Genomic DNA, 18,136 nt, shown 5'->3' with positions numbered 1-18,136 from the left:
ACCGAAAACCACTTCATTCTTTGAAGTGGTTTTTTATCCACAACACAAATCCTTTATTTAAAGGGAAGAAAGCGATTTACCCACAATATCCACACCATTTCTAATATTTATGCACATTATTAACAGGTAAAAAAGCTCTATATAATAGGTTTTCTAGATGTTATTCACAGTCCTGTGGATACATGTTAACAATTTGTTTATAACTTTATATGTACTAAAAAACCTCACAGCTGTGAGGTTTTCAAAAGGATGTCAGCTCCAAGCCGGGCTGGCCGTTCATATCATATTTTCCCCTGATTCCTTTTTCAAAAGCAACGGTTCCTGCGGCTGCAATCATCGCCGCATTATCCGTGCACAGAGAGAGCGGCGGTATCAGCAGCTCGATATCCGGATATGCGGAGAACGTCTCTTCAAGGGCTGTTCTAAGTCCTTTATTTGCCGCTACTCCGCCGGCAAGCAACACTTGTTTGACACCATAGGCTTTAGCGGCGCGCTCCGTTTTTGTCACCAGCACATCGATGACGCTCTCCTGAAAGCTTGCCGATAAATCTTCAGGAGATATCGTTTCCCCTTTTTGAGAAGCGTTGTGAAGCGTATTAATCACCGCTGACTTTAAGCCGCTGAAACTGAAGTTGTAAGACCCCTCTTCAAGCCATGCGCGCGGAAGCGGTACATTTGCTTCACCTTGGTGGGCGAGCTTATCAATATGAGGCCCTCCAGGATAAGGCAGCCCCATCGTTCTGGCTACTTTATCGTACGCTTCGCCTGCAGCATCATCGAGCGTTTCCCCGATCACTTCAAATGAGCCGTGTTCTTTCATATACACAAGCTCTGTGTGTCCGCCGGAGACGACCAAAGCGAGCGCAGGAAAGCGGATCTCTTGTACAAGCCGGTTTGCGTAAATATGGCCTGCAATATGGTGAACGCCCACCAGCGGAATATTGCGGGCAAAACTCAGTGCCTTGGCTGCATTGACGCCGATCAGCAATGCGCCGACAAGTCCCGGTCCTTCTGTTACCGCAATGGCATCAATATCATCAAAGGACATGCCTGCCTGTGAAAAGGCTTCCTCAAGCACAATCGTCATCTGTTCTACATGATGCCTTGAAGCGATCTCGGGAACCACCCCTCCAAACCGTTTATGGCTTTCAATTTGTGACGCGACCACGTTTGTGACAATATCTGTACCGTTTTTAACGATGGCGGCGGCGGTTTCATCACAGCTTGTCTCAATTCCCAATACATACAAATCTTTTTTATGATTCATTTAGTCTCACCCACATTAATAAAGCATCTTCTCCATTATCAGTATAATAATGTTTGCGAATTCCCCCCGGCTGAAAACCGAGTTTTTGATATAAGCTTTGGGCAATATGGTTCGATACCCTGACTTCTAAAGAAAGCTGGGCCGCCTTCTTTCTTCGGCACAGTTCCATAGCTTCTCTTAAAAGGGCTTCCCCAAAATGGCGTCCCCGATAACCGGGTAAAACGGCAATGTTGGTAATCTGCGCATCATCCAGCACAATCCAGATCCCGCAGTAGCCGATGATGTTTTCGTCGACTTCAAGAACGAGATAATGAGCATAAATATTATGGTGAAGCTCCTGATAAAATGATTCCTTTTTCCATGGAGATGAAAAAGACAGCTTTTCAATTTCATACACTTGATCTACATCTTTTGGACTCATATCACGTATGACCATTTGAGTATTCATGGTTTCACCCGTTACTTTTGTTTTTCCAGCCATACGGCTTCCGCCTCGGCCAAACGAATATAATTCGGGACAAGGCTGTGGACAGGCTCAGGTTCTTTGCACTCTCCGATTAAAGCCAATTCGGATGGCCGCGGAAGGTGATGAGAAGCGCCTCCGATCACGGCTTGATGATTTAGAGTCTTTTCAATCATTTCCTTGTGGATGTCGGTGTCATTGCCTAAAAACAGCACTTGCTGCTTGCTTTCCTTCAGCTTTTTCAGCCAATCCTCAAGCAAAATATTTTGATCCTCTTCCAAAGCTAAAAGCCTGTTATTGCCGTCATATTGGTACAATCCAGTATAAACCTGTCCCCGTCTTGCATCAAACAGCGGACAGATGACTCCTGAGAAAAAACGGCCGTTGGCAGCCAGCACTTCAAGGCTTGAAACCGCTGCAACGGGAATATTCAAAGACCAGGCCAGCGTTTTCGCAATCGTGACGCCGATGCGCACTCCGGTATAAGAGCCCGGTCCCCTTGCAACTGCGATTTTGCTCAAATCACGGGGGGGGAGGCCGCATTCTTTGAGCAATTCATCGATCGCCGGCATCGCCCGGACCGAATGGTTTTTTTTCAGATGGGATATATGCTCGGCTATCACTTTTCCATCCCGGACCAAAGCAACGCCAAGCGTTAAATTAGATGTATCAATCGCAAGTATCGTCATGTTCGCTTATCTCCCTGCAAAGATTTTCATACCGATTGCCTTTAGGTGTAAAGACCAGCTGTCGTTCATCTCCGCCAAGCCTTTTGATGACAATCTCAAGACGTTCTTCAGGAAGCTGTTCTCCAATCAGATGCGCCCATTCCACGAGGCAGACCCCTTCTCCTTCAAAGTATTCATCCAAACCGAGGTCTTCTGTTTCATCTTCCATTCTGTATACGTCCATATGATATAAGGGAAGGACACCTTCCCGATATTCTTTTATGATGGTAAAGGTCGGACTGTTGACAACCCGCTGAATGCCGATTCCTTCTGCGAAACCTTTCGTAAAAGTCGTCTTCCCGGCTCCCAGGTCCCCCTCCAATGTAATGACGTCCCCAGGCTGAACATAACGCGCCGTCAACTTGGCGATGTTCTTTGTTTCCTCAGGATCCGCCGTTATCCATTCCAATGTTTTCACCTTTATGTCACCTGTCTTGTTTAAAATGATTATATCCTTTTTTCTCAAGGAGAATGCGGTCTTGTCCACTGTGGTAGAAAACTTTTGCTTCTCCGGATTGAACGACTTGTCCGATTTTATATACCGGTACCCCGCAGCTGGAACATTCCTGAGCAAAACGCTCCCATTGATCACTGGAAATTGTACCGGCAAGCTCAAAGTCTTCTCCGCCGAACAAGACCCACTCTTCCCAATCTGAATGCAGCTTATGTAATTCCGAATGTGTTGGGATTGAATCTTGATATATATCTATAGATACACGGCTTGCTTCAGCAATTTCATTTAATTCACTGGCAAGTCCGTCGCTGATATCATTAAGCGCAACACGTTGATAACGGGAACAGATCAAACCGGCTTTCACCCGGGGCTCAGGTCTTTTATGCCGCTTCATAAAATGTTGGACAAGACCTTCATCGTTAGTAAACCGGTCTCCCAACAACAATGACAGCCCGGCTGCGGAAGAACCAAGTTCTCCTGTGACAAAGACGACATCACCAGGACGGGCATGGCTTCGCAAACAGGCCCTGCCTTTTTCAACCTCACCGATGACCGTTACGGTGATGACCATCTGTCCGCGGGTCGATACAGTGTCACCGCCAATTAAATCCATTTGGTACAGTTTCGCCAGTTTAGTCATTTCTTCATACATGGCTTCAATATCAGATTCGCGCCGTCCCGAAGGTACAGCAATCGAAACGAGATAAAATTTCGGATAGCCTCCCATTGCCGCAATATCGCTAATATTAACAGCCAATGCTTTATAGCCGATATCAGCTGGCGTCGAATGTGAAGACAGAAAATGAACGCCGTCTACCATCGTATCGACGCAAACGATTTCCTGATATCCTTTTTTTGGATTATAAACGGCGGCATCGTCTCCGATACCGATTTCGATTTCCCGATGAGAAAGAGAGCGCGGCGCAATCCTGCGAATCAGCTCAAATTCATCCATAAAATAACATGCTCCTTTGCTGTTACAAGCGGCAATTAAAAACACTAACACTAGTTTATCGAATTATCATCAAGAAATAAAGAAAGCTTGGCTGAACCAAGCTGAAAAATCAATATAAAAAGACATAAAAAAAAACGAAACATCATAATTTCGTTTGTGTACAACATGGCGGTCCGGACGGGACTCGAACCCGCGACCTCCTGCGTGACAGGCAGGCATTCTAACCAACTGAACTACCGGACCATTTTTATTTAATCTATATATATTTTGGTTGCACCCTTCGGGCACTCCATATTTAATCTGTATTGGTTGCGGGGGCAGGATTTGAACCTGCGACCTTCGGGTTATGAGCCCGACGAGCTACCGAACTGCTCCACCCCGCGATGATATATAATTAAAACAACAGCTTGGCGGCGTCCTACTCTCACAGGGGGAGACCCCCAACTACCATCGGCGCTGAAGAGCTTAACTTCCGTGTTCGGCATGGGAACGGGTGTGACCTCTTCGCTATCGCCACCAAACTATGCCTTCAGGACAAAGGTACTGGGCGTTCCTCACAGGATATGAGGGCCTTTAGCCGAGTTTCCTTGCCTTTGGCTTTTGAGAGCATTCTCTCAAAACTAGATAACGGGTAAAGACCATTCACAAATATTTAGGTTAAGTCCTCGATCGATTAGTATCTGTCAGCTCCATGTGTCGCCACACTTCCACCTCAGACCTATCAACCTGATCATCTTTCAGGGATCTTACTTCCTTATAGGAATGGGAAATCTCATCTTGAGGGGGGCTTCATGCTTAGATGCTTTCAGCACTTATCCCGTCCGCACATAGCTACCCAGCGATGCCCTTGGCAGAACAACTGGTACACCAGCGGTGCGTCCATCCCGGTCCTCTCGTACTAAGGACAGCTCCTCTCAAATTTCCTGCGCCCGCGACGGATAGGGACCGAACTGTCTCACGACGTTCTGAACCCAGCTCGCGTACCGCTTTAATGGGCGAACAGCCCAACCCTTGGGACCGACTACAGCCCCAGGATGCGATGAGCCGACATCGAGGTGCCAAACCTCCCCGTCGATGTGGACTCTTGGGGGAGATAAGCCTGTTATCCCCGGGGTAGCTTTTATCCGTTGAGCGATGGCCCTTCCATGCGGAACCACCGGATCACTAAGCCCGACTTTCGTCCCTGCTCGACTTGTAGGTCTCGCAGTCAAGCTCCCTTGTGCCTTTACACTCTGCGAATGATTTCCAACCATTCTGAGGGAACCTTTGGGCGCCTCCGTTACCTTTTAGGAGGCGACCGCCCCAGTCAAACTGCCCACCTGACACTGTCTCCCTGCCCGATAAGGGCAGCGGGTTAGAAGGTCAATACAGCCAGGGTAGTATCCCACCGATGCCTCCACCGAAGCTGGCGCTCCGGTTTCCAAGGCTCCTACCTATCCTGTACAAGCTGTACCAACATTCAATATCAGGCTGCAGTAAAGCTCCACGGGGTCTTTCCGTCCTGTCGCGGGTAACCTGCATCTTCACAGGTACTATAATTTCACCGAGTCTCTCGTTGAGACAGTGCCCAGATCGTTGCGCCTTTCGTGCGGGTCGGAACTTACCCGACAAGGAATTTCGCTACCTTAGGACCGTTATAGTTACGGCCGCCGTTTACTGGGGCTTCAATTCGCACCTTCGCATACGCTAAGCGCTCCTCTTAACCTTCCAGCACCGGGCAGGCGTCAGCCCCTATACTTCGCCTTACGGCTTCGCAGAGACCTGTGTTTTTGCTAAACAGTCGCCTGGGCCTATTCACTGCGGCTCTCTCGGGCTTGCACCCTAACAGAGCACCCCTTCTCCCGAAGTTACGGGGTCATTTTGCCGAGTTCCTTAACGAGAGTTCTCTCGATCACCTTAGGATTCTCTCCTCGCCTACCTGTGTCGGTTTGCGGTACGGGCACCTCTCACCTCGCTAGAGGCTTTTCTTGGCAGTGTGGAATCAGGAACTTCGCTACTATATTTCACTCGCCATCACAGCTCAGCCTTATATGGGAAACGGATTTGCCTATTTCCCAGCCTAACTGCTTGGACGCGGATATCCAATACCGCGCTTACCCTATCCTCCTGCGTCCCCCCATTGCTCAAATGGTGAGGAGGTGGTACAGGAATATCAACCTGTTATCCATCGCCTACGCCTTTCGGCCTCGGCTTAGGTCCCGACTAACCCTGAGCGGACGAGCCTTCCTCAGGAAACCTTAGGCATTCGGTGGAGGGGATTCTCACCCCTCTTTCGCTACTCATACCGGCATTCTCACTTCTAAGCGCTCCACGAGTCCTTCCGGTCTCGCTTCACAGCCCTTAGAACGCTCTCCTACCACTGTTCGCAAGAACAGTCCGCAGCTTCGGTGATACGTTTAGCCCCGGTACATTTTCGGCGCAGAGTCACTCGACCAGTGAGCTATTACGCACTCTTTAAATGGTGGCTGCTTCTAAGCCAACATCCTGGTTGTCTAAGCAACTCCACATCCTTTTCCACTTAACGTATACTTTGGGACCTTAGCTGGCGGTCTGGGCTGTTTCCCTTTCGACTACGGATCTTATCACTCGCAGTCTGACTCCCAAGGATAAGTCTTTGGCATTCGGAGTTTGACTGAATTCGGTAACCCGGTAGGGGCCCCTAGTCCAATCAGTGCTCTACCTCCAAGACTCTTACCTTGAGGCTAGCCCTAAAGCTATTTCGGAGAGAACCAGCTATCTCCAGGTTCGATTGGCATTTCACCCCTACCCACACCTCATCCCCGCACTTTTCAACGTGCGTGGGTTCGGGCCTCCATTCAGTGTTACCTGAACTTCACCCTGGACATGGGTAGATCACCTGGTTTCGGGTCTACGACCACGTACTCATACGCCCTATTCAGACTCGCTTTCGCTGCGGCTCCGTCTTTTCAAACTTAACCTTGCACGGGATCGTAACTCGCCGGTTCATTCTACAAAAGGCACGCCATCACCCGTTAACGGGCTCTGACTACTTGTAGGCACACGGTTTCAGGATCTCTTTCACTCCCCTTCCGGGGTGCTTTTCACCTTTCCCTCACGGTACTGGTTCACTATCGGTCACTAGGGAGTATTTAGCCTTGGGAGATGGTCCTCCCGGATTCCGACGGAATTTCACGTGTTCCGCCGTACTCAGGATCCACTCAGGAGAGAACGAAGTTTTGACTACAGGGCTGTTACCTCCTATGGCGGGCCTTTCCAGACCTCTTCATCTACCCCGTTCTTTTGTAACTCCGTATAGAGTGTCCTACAACCCCAAGAGGCAAGCCTCTTGGTTTGGGCTGTTCCCGTTTCGCTCGCCGCTACTCAGGGAATCGCATTTGCTTTCTCTTCCTCCGGGTACTTAGATGTTTCAGTTCCCCGGGTCTGCCTTCTCATATCCTATGAATTCAGATATGGATACTGCTCCATTACGAGCAGTGGGTTTCCCCATTCGGAAATCTCCGGATCAAAGCTTGCTTACAGCTCCCCGAAGCATATCGGTGTTCGTCCCGTCCTTCATCGGCTCCTAGTGCCAAGGCATCCACCGTGCGCCCTTTCTAACTTAACCGTTAAAAAGAATCACTACGTGATATCTTGCATTACAATTGAATGTGAATGTCTACTTTCGTTATCTAGTTTTCAAAGAACAACGTGCAGTGCCGCACAGGATGTGCAAACACTTGCGTTGCCACATGATGTGGCGTTATTAGCAAGTGATCCTTTAAGAAGAAACACTTGTTTGAAGGAATGATCCTTCAAAACTAAACAAGATCCAAACGCACCTGCCTATAAGACCGCAAGGTCTTATATTCCGTATAATATCCTTAGAAAGGAGGTGATCCAGCCGCACCTTCCGATACGGCTACCTTGTTACGACTTCACCCCAATCATCTGTCCCACCTTCGGCGGCTGGCTCCAAAAGGTTACCTCACCGACTTCGGGTGTTACAAACTCTCGTGGTGTGACGGGCGGTGTGTACAAGGCCCGGGAACGTATTCACCGCGGCATGCTGATCCGCGATTACTAGCGATTCCAGCTTCACGCAGTCGAGTTGCAGACTGCGATCCGAACTGAGAGCAGATTTGTGGGATTGGCTTAGCCTCGCGGCTTCGCTGCCCTTTGTTCTGCCCATTGTAGCACGTGTGTAGCCCAGGTCATAAGGGGCATGATGATTTGACGTCATCCCCACCTTCCTCCGGTTTGTCACCGGCAGTCACCTTAGAGTGCCCAACTGAATGCTGGCAACTAAGATCAAGGGTTGCGCTCGTTGCGGGACTTAACCCAACATCTCACGACACGAGCTGACGACAACCATGCACCACCTGTCACTCTGCCCCCGAAGGGGAAGCCCTATCTCTAGGGGTGTCAGAGGATGTCAAGACCTGGTAAGGTTCTTCGCGTTGCTTCGAATTAAACCACATGCTCCACCGCTTGTGCGGGCCCCCGTCAATTCCTTTGAGTTTCAGTCTTGCGACCGTACTCCCCAGGCGGAGTGCTTAATGCGTTTGCTGCAGCACTAAAGGGCGGAAACCCTCTAACACTTAGCACTCATCGTTTACGGCGTGGACTACCAGGGTATCTAATCCTGTTCGCTCCCCACGCTTTCGCGCCTCAGCGTCAGTTACAGACCAGAGAGTCGCCTTCGCCACTGGTGTTCCTCCACATCTCTACGCATTTCACCGCTACACGTGGAATTCCACTCTCCTCTTCTGCACTCAAGTTCCCCAGTTTCCAATGACCCTCCCCGGTTGAGCCGGGGGCTTTCACATCAGACTTAAGAAACCGCCTGCGCGCGCTTTACGCCCAATAATTCCGGACAACGCTTGCCACCTACGTATTACCGCGGCTGCTGGCACGTAGTTAGCCGTGGCTTTCTGGTTAGGTACCGTCAAGGCACCGCCCTGTTCGAACGGTACTTGTTCTTCCCTAACAACAGAGTTTTACGATCCGAAAACCTTCATCACTCACGCGGCGTTGCTCCGTCAGACTTTCGTCCATTGCGGAAGATTCCCTACTGCTGCCTCCCGTAGGAGTCTGGGCCGTGTCTCAGTCCCAGTGTGGCCGATCACCCTCTCAGGTCGGCTACGCATCGTCGCCTTGGTGAGCCGTTACCTCACCAACTAGCTAATGCGCCGCGGGTCCATCTGTAAGTGGTAGCTAAAAGCCACCTTTTATAATTGAACCATGCGGTTCAATCAAGCATCCGGTATTAGCCCCGGTTTCCCGGAGTTATCCCAGTCTTACAGGCAGGTTACCCACGTGTTACTCACCCGTCCGCCGCTAACCTAAGGGAGCAAGCTCCCGTCGGTTCGCTCGACTTGCATGTATTAGGCACGCCGCCAGCGTTCGTCCTGAGCCAGGATCAAACTCTCCATGAAATGGAATGCAGATTAACATCTGCATGACCTGCATCGTGCAGGCCCGTTTGATAATGACTACGCACACTCGCATGTGCGATTTATTTAATGAATTAACAGGTACGTTTTGTCTTGTTTAGTTTTCAAAGATCATTCTAAAATTGGAGCGGGTGATGAGAATCGAACTCACGACATCAGCTTGGAAGGCTGAGGTTTTACCACTAAACTACACCCGCATATATGATGTGTTATGGCGCGCCCGAGAGGAGTCGAACCCCTAACCTTTTGATCCGTAGTCAAACGCTCTATCCAATTGAGCTACGGGCGCTTCATCAGGCGACTTAACTATAATACTATGAAAATCAGTTAAAGTCAACATCTTTTTTAAAAACAGTGTAATGAATCAAATCATTGTGCTACGACCTTATTCATTATACACATTTTAAAACATTTGTACACCCTTCAGATCGAAAACTTTTTCTGAAGTGTCTTTCGCTGTCATCAGCGACGAATAATAATATATCACGTTATCGAAAAGCGGTCAACACTTTTTTTCGTTTTTTTATTCAAAATAAAAACGGCGTCTTTCATCATTATATATATTTAAACCCCAGCCTTTTATTTTATGTCATCTGATAATGAACGTTCCATTCTTTCATATTAAAAATACAGGTTTAACGGCACCATTTTTCTCTGATCATTTTAATGAAGCTTTTATACTTCGGTGTCCATGATTGGTATTGATATCTTCTATTTAATAACCGCAGAACAGCGCTTATTTTCGAAATGGGCTTGAATGCACGAAAGCCCTTTATCCGTTTCATATCCGCACTCGGACTTTGATAAAACCCGGTTCACTCCGTCAAGAAAACGAAATGAACCGGGTTTTTAGCAGGCAACGGCCAGTCAGGCTTTATTGCCGATTGTTTATTATTACATCTTATCATTGACGGACGGAAGACTCTTCCAGAGTCTTCGAATGCACGCTCCTTCAAGCCGTACCCGCTCCTATCTGCCGGATATATTCCAGACGGATACAGAACAAAGTTTTTATGATTGCACTTTCTTTTCGTTGCACAAACCACTCTATTCAGAAGCATTTTCAGCAGACCGTCCACACTCATCAGCAGCTACTTCACGTCCCGATACCGACTATCAATTCTGCAACCCTTCGGCCGGATCCTGTTTAAACTAGTCCTGTTTTTTCATCTGTTGAGTCCGCACTTACACCGTTTTGGATATTTCCGGATTTATAGTTGCGGAAATTGTTTTCCAGCTGTTCAAGGGTAAGCCCTTTTGTTTCCGGAAGGAATTTTTTCACGAAGGTGATGGAGACGAGTCCCAGACCGACAAAGATATAAAACGTCGAGGACAGTCCGATTGATTCGAGCAATATCGGGAATGTAAGACCGACGAAAAAATTAGCGATCCATAAGCATAACACCGTAACACCCATGCCGAGGCCCCGCAAACGCAGCGGAAAAATTTCCGAAAGCATCAGCCATGTAACAGGAGAAATGGCTCCCTGCTGGAATCCAAGGAATGTAACAGTTAATGCAAGGACAACATACGGAAGCGCGGCTGAACCTTGCAGCAACGTCGAGAAAATACCGATCAGCAGCAACGCCGACGTCGTTCCGATTAAACCGGTCAACAGCATAGGCCTGCGGCCGACTTTGCCCAGCAGCCAAATTCCCACGAAAGTCGCCAAAACGGAGATTAACCCATTGGCAATATTCCCGATAAGCGCGGCTTTTGTTTCAAAGCCGGCATTTTTAAGAATTTCTGTTCCATAGTACATAATCGAGTTCACACCGGTGATCTGTTGTACGATGGCGATGCCGATTCCAATAAATACGATGCGGCGCACCCACGGCACTGTCAAATCTTTAAAGGTCGCTTTCTTAATTTCCGACTCCCTGTTGAGCGCTGCTTCAATTTCAGCCAATTCTGATTGGGCGCGTTTTTCTGGTCGGATTTTTTTGAGGACGCCCAAAGCATGTTCGCTTTTCCCCTTCGATACAAGCCAGCGCGGACTCTCAGGAACCCTCAGCATACCGAAGAACAACAATACGGCCGGAACCGCCGCAATCGCAAGCATGTAGCGCCAGACATGGGAGCTGTCTCCCATCGTGGTACCGAGAATGGCGTTGAATGTAAAAGCAAGCAGCTGTCCGGACACAATCATTAATTCATTTTGAGTCACCATCCGGCCTCTTTTTTCAGCCGGCGACATTTCCGCCAAATAAGTCGGAACCGTGACAGACGCGCCTCCTACAGCGATCCCCAGCATAAAACGAGAAAAGACCATGACAGATACATTCGGCGCTAAAGTACATCCAAGTGTCGCGAAAAAGAACAGCACTGCCAGAAAAATAATATTTTTGCGCCGTCCGACATAATCTGAGAGCCGGCCTCCAAATACCGCTCCAAGCGCAGCGCCAAGAAGAAGCGAGCTTGCAACAAGGCCTTCGGTAAATGCATTGAGGTTAAGCTGGTCTTTTTCAGCCATATAAGGCAATGCACCATTGACGACACCTGTATCATATCCAAAAAGGAGTCCGCCAAATGTCGAGACTAAAATGATGGTGCTTAAAAACGATTTTTGACTTTTCTGTTCATTCATGTCTATTCCCCGCCTTTATTAAAGAATGTTCAACGAATTGTTTCCTTTGTTTATTCCCTCGGGTATTGAAGCATAAATCCAACGGAGTGCAAATTCTGCGCCGTGATTGCCATGTATCACCACATCATGTATAAGTTCTAATACCTTTCCGCTTTCAGCCGCTACTCATCGAATTGTGTCCGCCAGGCTCCCTCCTCGATCATCACCTTTTTGAAAATTGGGAATTTTATGTTGGCAAAAACGCAAATCAATCTCAAGCCAAGACCGAAATGCAATCGCTTTCATTTATGAGTTTGCAGCCATCCCTTTTTTCATTGTTATGTTATAGTTATATTTTTGTTATTTTTTTGTGATGTCTGCTATTATCATAATTATAAAAGCGCTTACAGTCAATATAAAAATTCAGAAATCTTAATTGAATCTATATAATTTTTTCGATAAAACCTTGATATATCCGGCATAAATCCTATTTCTTTTTACAAACCGACTGCCCCTCGTCCATTTCTCGAGGGTGGATGTGCTTTTTCACTTTTTGTCATGTTATAGTTATGTTTTAGTTATCTATTTGTAAACTTTAATATAACAAAAAGTAAAAAAAAAGCCGTAGGTTTAAAACCTCCGGCTTTTTAGATGCATTCATATTGTATTCCTTGGTCCAATAACAAAGTATTATTGCGAATGAACAGTGATATGAATCAGTTTTCCTTTCACCGCAAGGCGTCCTTCGGTTCTTTCCGGTTTGTCACATGTAATCAGCGTAATGTTCTTTTCTTTTGTCTCTTGAATGACAGCTGCATCCATTTCTGAAATAACGTTTTTCGATGTCACCGCATAGATGTAGTCTTTTTTAAAATCTGTGATCACGATCCTGTCCCCTTTCTTGATCTGGACCAGAGGACCGAATAGAAGGCTCTCCCGCCTCATATGATGGCCGGCTAACGGGTAATTACCCTCGCCCATTTTCTGCTCGGGACGCATTGTCGTCGCTCCGAAAAGCAGGTTTTGATTGGTTGTGCCTTTCAAAATCGGCAGCCGAATCCCGACACTGCTAATGGTGATGCGGCCGATCACCGCTTTCGGATCGCGTTCGATGCCCGCTTTTACCGCTTCGAAAAAAGAAGGCGGCTGAATCGCATCGAAGTCGAATGATGCCTGTTGTTGATTATTTCTTTCCGCCTGCCCCGCAGTCAATTCAGAACGATGGCCATTGCTGAGATTGATGATGATGCTTTCTTTAATGAAAGGGGACAATATGAGCAACAGACCTGAAAAGACAAGCACCGCAATCATTATTTTTTTATACATGCTCATGATCCCTTTCTCACTGATCAGCCTTTTAGCGGCGTCGCGTCGTTTTTTCTTTAAAAAAACACCTGATCGATTCTTCCTTGATCAGGTGCCATAACAACTATTTACGCCTTTTTCCGCCTCTTTCTGGAGAGAGCCAAGGCTCCGCCTGCCAAGAGCATCAGAATGCCGGTCACAATCGGAATCATGCTGTCTGTATCACCGGTTTTCGGAAGTGTTTTGTCAGTTTTCGTATGACCGTTTGAGTCATTGGAATTGGAATGGTGTCCTTTTCCATTGACATTGTCATTCGGTGTGTCTTTGTCAGGCGGTGTTGTTTTTAATTTTGTATTAAAAGCCGTTATTTCCACTGCTCTCGACTGTCCTGCTTTAATGTCGAACTGAAGCGGTGTTTCGTCCAGCTGATAGCCGTCCGGCGCTTTTGTTTCGATGAATTGGTAGCGCCCAGGCGCCAGTCCTTTCACCGTGAACTGTCCATTCTGATCCGTTTTCCAGACTGCCGGCAGCTCTTTGCCGTAGCCATCGGTTTTAACAGGATGGCCGCTGGAATCCACCAGCTTGAATTCAGCCCCTTGCAAAACGGCATTTTTATCGTTACGATCCACTTTCGTCAGTTTGACATCGCCTGGCGTCAATAGATTCGCCGCGGTGATTTCGACTGGTTTTGTATCGGTATTGCTGATCTTGAACGGTATTGGCGTCTTATCCAAACTGTAATTCTCAGGTGCTTTTGTTTCGACAAACTGGTAATCGCCCGGTTTGAGACCGCTGACTTTAATCTGCCCTTTGTCATCAGTGGTCAGTCCGGCTTTCAATACTTTGCCGTTTGCATCTGTCAGATTGAATGTCGCGCCTTGAAGAACGGAGGCTTTGTCGTTCTGATCCACTTTTGTCAGGACAACGCCGTTCTCCTTGTTGACCGCCGTTAATTCAACCTGCTCCGGTTTTCCTGCGTGCTCAGCCTTGATGGTGAACTGTACTGGGCTGGTTGACAAAAGATAGCCGTCGGGCGCCTCTTTTTCAACAAATTGATAGCTTCCCGGAGCCAATCCGTCCGCCTCAATTTTACCGCCATCTTTTGAGACTAGATCGTCTCTGACTGTTTTTCCATCACTGTCAATGATTTTGAAAACAGCGCCGGCTAATCCTTTTCCATCTTCATCTTGTTTCAGCAAATGAACAGCGCCTTTATAGTTGACAGCAGTGCCGGCATCAGCCGCCTTCGGCTTCCCTTCTGCTGATTCAATGATGGTAAACTCTATTTTCTCCGTATTCAACACATATCCTTCCGGCGCTTTTGTTTCGACAAAGGCGTAATGCCCCGGCGCGAGACCTGAAGCTGTTACGTTCCCGTCTTGATCTGACGCCAGATCTTCCTGAACGGTATTCCCTTTCTGATCAACAATCTTGAAGACCGCTCCCTCTAGTTTATGGCCGTCCGCATCTTCCTTCGTCAATTGGACAGAACCTTTATGGTTGACTGCAATTCCGGCGTCAGCCGCCTCTGGTCTGCCTTCTGCTGAATCGGAGATGGCAAACTCTATTTTCTCTGTATTCAGCACATATCCTTCTGGCGCTTTCGTTTCGACAAAAGCGTAGTGTCCCGGAGCCAGACCCGAAGCCGTGACTTTGCCGTCTTGATCAGCGGTCAGCTCTTCTTGGATTGTGTTCCCTTCCCGGTCAACAATCTTGAAGACCGCTCCCTCTAGTTTTCGGCCGTCCGCATTTTCTTTACAATGTATTGAACACGATCATTTCCCTCAGTCATCTGGATATTGAAAAGGCGCGGGAAGTAACTGCTGAGTTTACCAATTTTTTAAGAATGAGTTTTAATTTTCAAAATACGTCTGCGATCAGCACATTCAGAAAAGAGCTGTCAATTGTCAGATCCTTTCTTTCAATTGAAAAAACGCGCTACGGTAACCGGCTGAAAGTCATATTTGATATCGATCAAGACATCGATTTCAATCTCCCGCCTTTAATGATTCAGCCTCTGGTCGAAAATGCCATTCAACACGGAATCGGCAGGAAAAGAGGCGGAGGCTGGATCAAACTGATAGCCAAAAAAGAAACCGACCATCAATATGTCGTCAAAGTCGAGGACAACGGAGCCGGCATGACACCGGAAAAACAAAAAGAAATCCTTTCCCCTGGTTTCGATCGCGTCGGCCTGAGAAATATTAACCAGAGGCTGAAGTATTTCTGCGGAAGCGAACTGGAGATACAGAGCACTCCAGATGTAGGCACCGCTGTCTCGATGGTGATCCATAATCATGAATCTGCGGACATTTCAGTGAGCTGAACCGGCTCACGCTCAGTATTTTTAGATGTAATCGCGGCAAATCCGCTGAAAATGGTTTTGCAGGCAAGCTTTTTTCGTTGGAAACAGCTGTTGGGAGGTGCCGGCCTCACGCTTTTTTGTGCTGTTTGGTCCTTCATTCCGTAAGAAGTTCAGCTCTTTTGCTCTTTCCGGTTATATGTTATAGTAGGAAACCTGTTTTTATTTACATATTGGAGGTTTGATGATATGGAAAATTTCAGCTACTATAATCCGACGAAGCTGATCTTTGGCAAAGGCCAGCTTGAACAATTGAAACAGGAATTAAAGAAATACGGGAAAAGGGTTTTGCTTGTATATGGAGGCGGCAGCATTAAACGAAACGGCCTTTATGATCAAGTAACAGGCGTTTTAAGAGAAGAAGGCGCTGATTGGCATGAACTTTCCGGAGTCGAACCGAATCCGCGCCTTGCGACAGTGCAAAAAGGAATCGATTTGTGCAGACAGCATGACATCGAATTTCTTCTCGCGGTCGGCGGAGGGAGCGTCATCGACTGCACCAAAGCGATTGCGGCCGGCGTCAAGTACGAGGGCGATCCTTGGGACATTTTCAGCAAAAAAACAACTGCGAAGGACGCTCTTCCGTTCGGTACGGTTTTGACCCTTGCCGCAACAGGATCTGAAATGAACCCGGATTCTGTCATTACAAATTGGGAAACAAATGAGAAGTATGTGTGGGGAAGCGATGTGACACATCCGCGTTTCTCTATTTTAGACCCTGTCAATACATTCAGCGTCCCTGAAAATCAAACGGTCTACGGCATCGTCGATATGATGAGCCACGTATTTGAACAATACTTCCATAACGTCGAAAACACGCCGCTTCAAGACAGAATGTGCTTTGCCGTGCTGCAGACGGTGATCGAAACAGCACCGAAACTCCTGAAGGATCTGCAAAACTATCAGCACCGCGAAACGATTTTATACGCCGGCACCATCGCATTAAACGGGACGCTGCAAATGGGATATTTCGGCGACTGGGCGTCCCATACGATGGAGCACGCCGTTTCAGCCGTTTATGATATCCCGCATGCGGGCGGACTGGCGATTCTGTTCCCAAACTGGATGAGATATACACTTGATACAAATGTCGGCCGCTTCAAAGCCCTGATGCTCAATATGTTCGACATTGACACTGAAGGCAAAACAGATAAAGAAATCGCGCTTGAAGGGATCGACAAGCTGTCCGCCTTCTGGACAAGCCTTGGCGCTCCTTCCCGTCTGGCCGATTACGACATCGGCGAAGACAAGCTTGACTTGATTGCCGATATTGCGGCTAAAGAAATGGAGCACGGCGGCTTCGGCAACTTCCAAAAACTGAACAAAGACGATGTGCTCGCTATTCTCCGCTCGTCTCTATAAAAGCAAAGGACGGAATCAAACGATTCCGTCCTTTTTTGTGTGGATGTGTTAGTTCTGCTCCGCTTTTTCTTTTGTCAGCGTGAAAAAGGCGACAGACCCGATGACGGCTGTGACAAACATGATGGCGCCCATTGGGATTGCCGTCGTTTCATTCATTCCGACAAGCGGGGAAACGATTGACCCGAGCAGCAGCGGGAGCATCCCCAACATCGCGCTTGCGCTGCCGGCACGGTGGCCCTGATTTTCCATCGCCAAAGTAAAAGTGCTTGTCAGCGTCATTCCAATCGTGATCATGTATATAAAAATGGAAATGACCAGTGTCGGAAGCGGACCTTTGATGATCGTCATCGTAAGCAGTACAGTTGTTGCAATGAGAGCGGTAATGACCGCCATGCGAAGCAATTTTCTTTCATGAACGATTCCTCCAAAGCGTCCAATGATAAAGCTTCCGGTAATGATGGCCAAGCCGTTAATGCCGAATAACACGCTGAAAACCTGCGGAGATACCCCATAAATATCCTGATACACAAAAGGCGTACCGGAAACATATGCAAAGCTCCCCCCGTGGATGAACCCGACTGTCAGCGCATACCCGATAAAAGACCGGTCCTTTACCAAACTGCCCATCGTCTTCACAGATGATCCGATTGAGCTTGGAATCCGCTTCTCAGGCGGCAAGGTTTCTTTCAGCCTCAGCGCAATAATCAGAACAAGGAAGAAGCCGATCAATGTCAACGTGTAAAAAATCGTGTGCCATGTTGCGAACGGCAACAGCAGAATGGCGCCGCCCGTCATCGGCGCAACCATCGGTGCGACCGCAGTGATGACCATTAAAAGCGAGAAAAACTTAGACAGTTCCCTTCCGGTAAACACATCCCGCACGATCGCGCGCGAAAGCACAATCCCCGCTGAAGCGGTAAACCCCTGCAAAAACCGGGCCAGCACCAATATGCCGATGTTCGGAGAAAGCGCACAAAACAGCGAAGACAGCGCAAATAAAAAGATGGATATTAATAAGGGCTTGCGTCTCCCCTGTGCATCACTGATCGGACCGATGACAAGCTGGCCGAATGTCAGTCCGATCAGACATGCCGTTAAACTGAGCTGTACGAGCGAGGCCCGGGCAGACAAATCATCGGCAATCTCGGGAAAGCTGGGCAAATACATATCGATATTCAAAGGGCCCAGTATGGCAAGCATGCCAAGCAGGAAAGCCAATGCGAGCCGTTCTTTTCCGGTTGGATTATGAAGCATATTATC

9 protein-coding genes, 4 tRNA genes, 3 rRNA genes and 2 pseudogenes are annotated in these 18,136 nt (G+C 47.9%); 2 read left to right on the top strand and 16 right to left on the bottom strand.

The features are described 5' to 3' along the window. Positions 1-241: 241 nt before the first annotated feature. The 15 genes and pseudogenes from tsaD to R5H20_RS03440 all read right to left on the bottom strand — a co-directional run. Positions 242-1,267, bottom strand: coding sequence for a tRNA (adenosine(37)-N6)-threonylcarbamoyltransferase complex transferase subunit TsaD (gene tsaD, locus R5H20_RS03510; RefSeq protein ID WP_006637205.1), 1,026 nt, complete (start codon positions 1,265-1,267; stop codon positions 242-244). After that, complete coding sequence (gene rimI / locus R5H20_RS03505; RefSeq protein ID WP_006637204.1) at positions 1,257-1,715, bottom strand: ribosomal protein S18-alanine N-acetyltransferase; 459 nt, start codon at positions 1,713-1,715, stop codon at positions 1,257-1,259. The genes tsaD and rimI overlap by 11 nt, the downstream gene beginning before the upstream one ends. A gap of 11 nt (positions 1,716-1,726) precedes the next feature. Continuing rightward, positions 1,727-2,419 carry a tRNA (adenosine(37)-N6)-threonylcarbamoyltransferase complex dimerization subunit type 1 TsaB gene (gene tsaB / locus R5H20_RS03500; RefSeq protein WP_006637203.1) on the bottom strand — a complete coding sequence of 231 codons (693 nt, stop codon included), beginning with the start codon at positions 2,417-2,419 and terminating at the stop codon, positions 1,727-1,729. Beyond that, a complete protein-coding gene (gene tsaE, locus R5H20_RS03495) occupies positions 2,400-2,876 on the bottom strand; it encodes a tRNA (adenosine(37)-N6)-threonylcarbamoyltransferase complex ATPase subunit type 1 TsaE (RefSeq protein ID WP_006637202.1) in 477 nt (158 codons plus the stop codon). The genes tsaB and tsaE overlap by 20 nt, the downstream gene beginning before the upstream one ends. 7 nt (positions 2,877-2,883) lie before the next feature. After that, positions 2,884-3,867 (bottom strand): thiamine-phosphate kinase, encoded by a 984-nt coding sequence (thiL, locus tag R5H20_RS03490; RefSeq protein WP_006637201.1) that lies wholly within the window; start codon positions 3,865-3,867, stop codon positions 2,884-2,886. A gap of 166 nt (positions 3,868-4,033) precedes the next feature. Continuing rightward, a tRNA-Asp gene (locus tag R5H20_RS03485) sits at positions 4,034-4,110 on the bottom strand. Between the two features lie 63 nt (positions 4,111-4,173). Then, positions 4,174-4,250, bottom strand: a tRNA-Met gene (locus R5H20_RS03480). A 22-nt stretch (positions 4,251-4,272) separates the two neighbouring features. Continuing rightward, positions 4,273-4,388: ribosomal RNA gene (gene rrf / locus R5H20_RS03475) — 5S ribosomal RNA — on the bottom strand. Between the two features lie 132 nt (positions 4,389-4,520). Next, positions 4,521-7,453: ribosomal RNA gene (locus R5H20_RS03470) — 23S ribosomal RNA — on the bottom strand. Positions 7,454-7,713: 260 nt separating this feature from the next. After that, positions 7,714-9,263 (bottom strand): 16S ribosomal RNA (locus R5H20_RS03465). The 16S, 23S and 5S rRNA genes sit together here with 4 tRNA genes alongside, the layout of an rRNA operon. Positions 9,264-9,404: 141 nt before the next feature. Next, positions 9,405-9,478 (bottom strand) — tRNA-Gly (locus tag R5H20_RS03460). 15 nt (positions 9,479-9,493) lie between these two features. Further along, positions 9,494-9,570 (bottom strand) — tRNA-Arg (locus R5H20_RS03455). 858 nt (positions 9,571-10,428) lie between these two features. Continuing rightward, positions 10,429-11,868 carry a sugar porter family MFS transporter gene (locus tag R5H20_RS03450; RefSeq protein ID WP_006638845.1) on the bottom strand — a complete coding sequence of 480 codons (1,440 nt, stop codon included), beginning with the start codon at positions 11,866-11,868 and terminating at the stop codon, positions 10,429-10,431. Between the two features lie 669 nt (positions 11,869-12,537). Next, entirely contained in the window at positions 12,538-13,173 is a 636-nt protein-coding gene (locus tag R5H20_RS03445) for a class A sortase (RefSeq protein WP_006638844.1), read from the bottom strand. Positions 13,174-13,280: 107 nt separating this feature from the next. Continuing rightward, a pseudogene (locus R5H20_RS03440) lies at positions 13,281-14,909 on the bottom strand (SpaA isopeptide-forming pilin-related protein); the annotation flags it as partial. On the opposite strand from R5H20_RS03440, the pseudogene R5H20_RS03435 reads away from it, so the two are divergent. Together R5H20_RS03435 and R5H20_RS03430 are read left to right on the top strand one after the other, a co-directional pair. After that, positions 14,894-15,478: pseudogene (locus tag R5H20_RS03435) on the top strand (sensor histidine kinase); the annotation flags it as partial. The pseudogenes R5H20_RS03440 and R5H20_RS03435 overlap by 16 nt on opposite strands. A gap of 225 nt (positions 15,479-15,703) precedes the next feature. Then, the gene (locus tag R5H20_RS03430) at positions 15,704-16,876 is read left to right on the top strand and encodes an iron-containing alcohol dehydrogenase (protein ID WP_006638841.1); all 1,173 of its coding nucleotides are present in this window, start codon (positions 15,704-15,706) and stop codon (positions 16,874-16,876) included. A 48-nt stretch (positions 16,877-16,924) separates the two neighbouring features. Here the strand turns inward: R5H20_RS03430 and R5H20_RS03425 are convergent, their stop codons facing one another. Next, positions 16,925-18,130 (bottom strand): Bcr/CflA family efflux MFS transporter, encoded by a 1,206-nt coding sequence (locus R5H20_RS03425; protein ID WP_006638840.1) that lies wholly within the window; start codon positions 18,128-18,130, stop codon positions 16,925-16,927. Positions 18,131-18,136 lie beyond the last annotated feature (6 nt).

This window comes from Bacillus sp. KICET-3 (assembly GCF_033261025.1).
Lineage (GTDB): Bacteria > Bacillota > Bacilli > Bacillales > Bacillaceae > Bacillus > Bacillus sonorensis.
The sequence above is the reverse complement of the archived record's forward strand: the minus strand, read 5'-3'. Positions and strand labels throughout refer to the sequence as shown.

Coding starts and splice junctions, on each gene's coding strand:
- tsaD (WP_006637205.1), bottom strand. CDS start 1,267: ATGAATCATAAAAAAGATTTGTATGTATTGGGAATTGAGACAAGCTGT.
- rimI (WP_006637204.1), bottom strand. CDS start 1,715: ATGAATACTCAAATGGTCATACGTGATATGAGTCCAAAAGATGTAGAT.
- tsaB (WP_006637203.1), bottom strand. CDS start 2,419: ATGACGATACTTGCGATTGATACATCTAATTTAACGCTTGGCGTTGCT.
- thiL (WP_006637201.1), bottom strand. CDS start 3,867: ATGGATGAATTTGAGCTGATTCGCAGGATTGCGCCGCGCTCTCTTTCT.
- R5H20_RS03450 (WP_006638845.1), bottom strand. CDS start 11,868: ATGAATGAACAGAAAAGTCAAAAATCGTTTTTAAGCACCATCATTTTA.
- R5H20_RS03445 (WP_006638844.1), bottom strand. CDS start 13,173: ATGTATAAAAAAATAATGATTGCGGTGCTTGTCTTTTCAGGTCTGTTG.
- R5H20_RS03430 (WP_006638841.1), top strand. CDS start 15,704: ATGGAAAATTTCAGCTACTATAATCCGACGAAGCTGATCTTTGGCAAA.
- R5H20_RS03425 (WP_006638840.1), bottom strand. CDS start 18,130: ATGCTTCATAATCCAACCGGAAAAGAACGGCTCGCATTGGCTTTCCTG.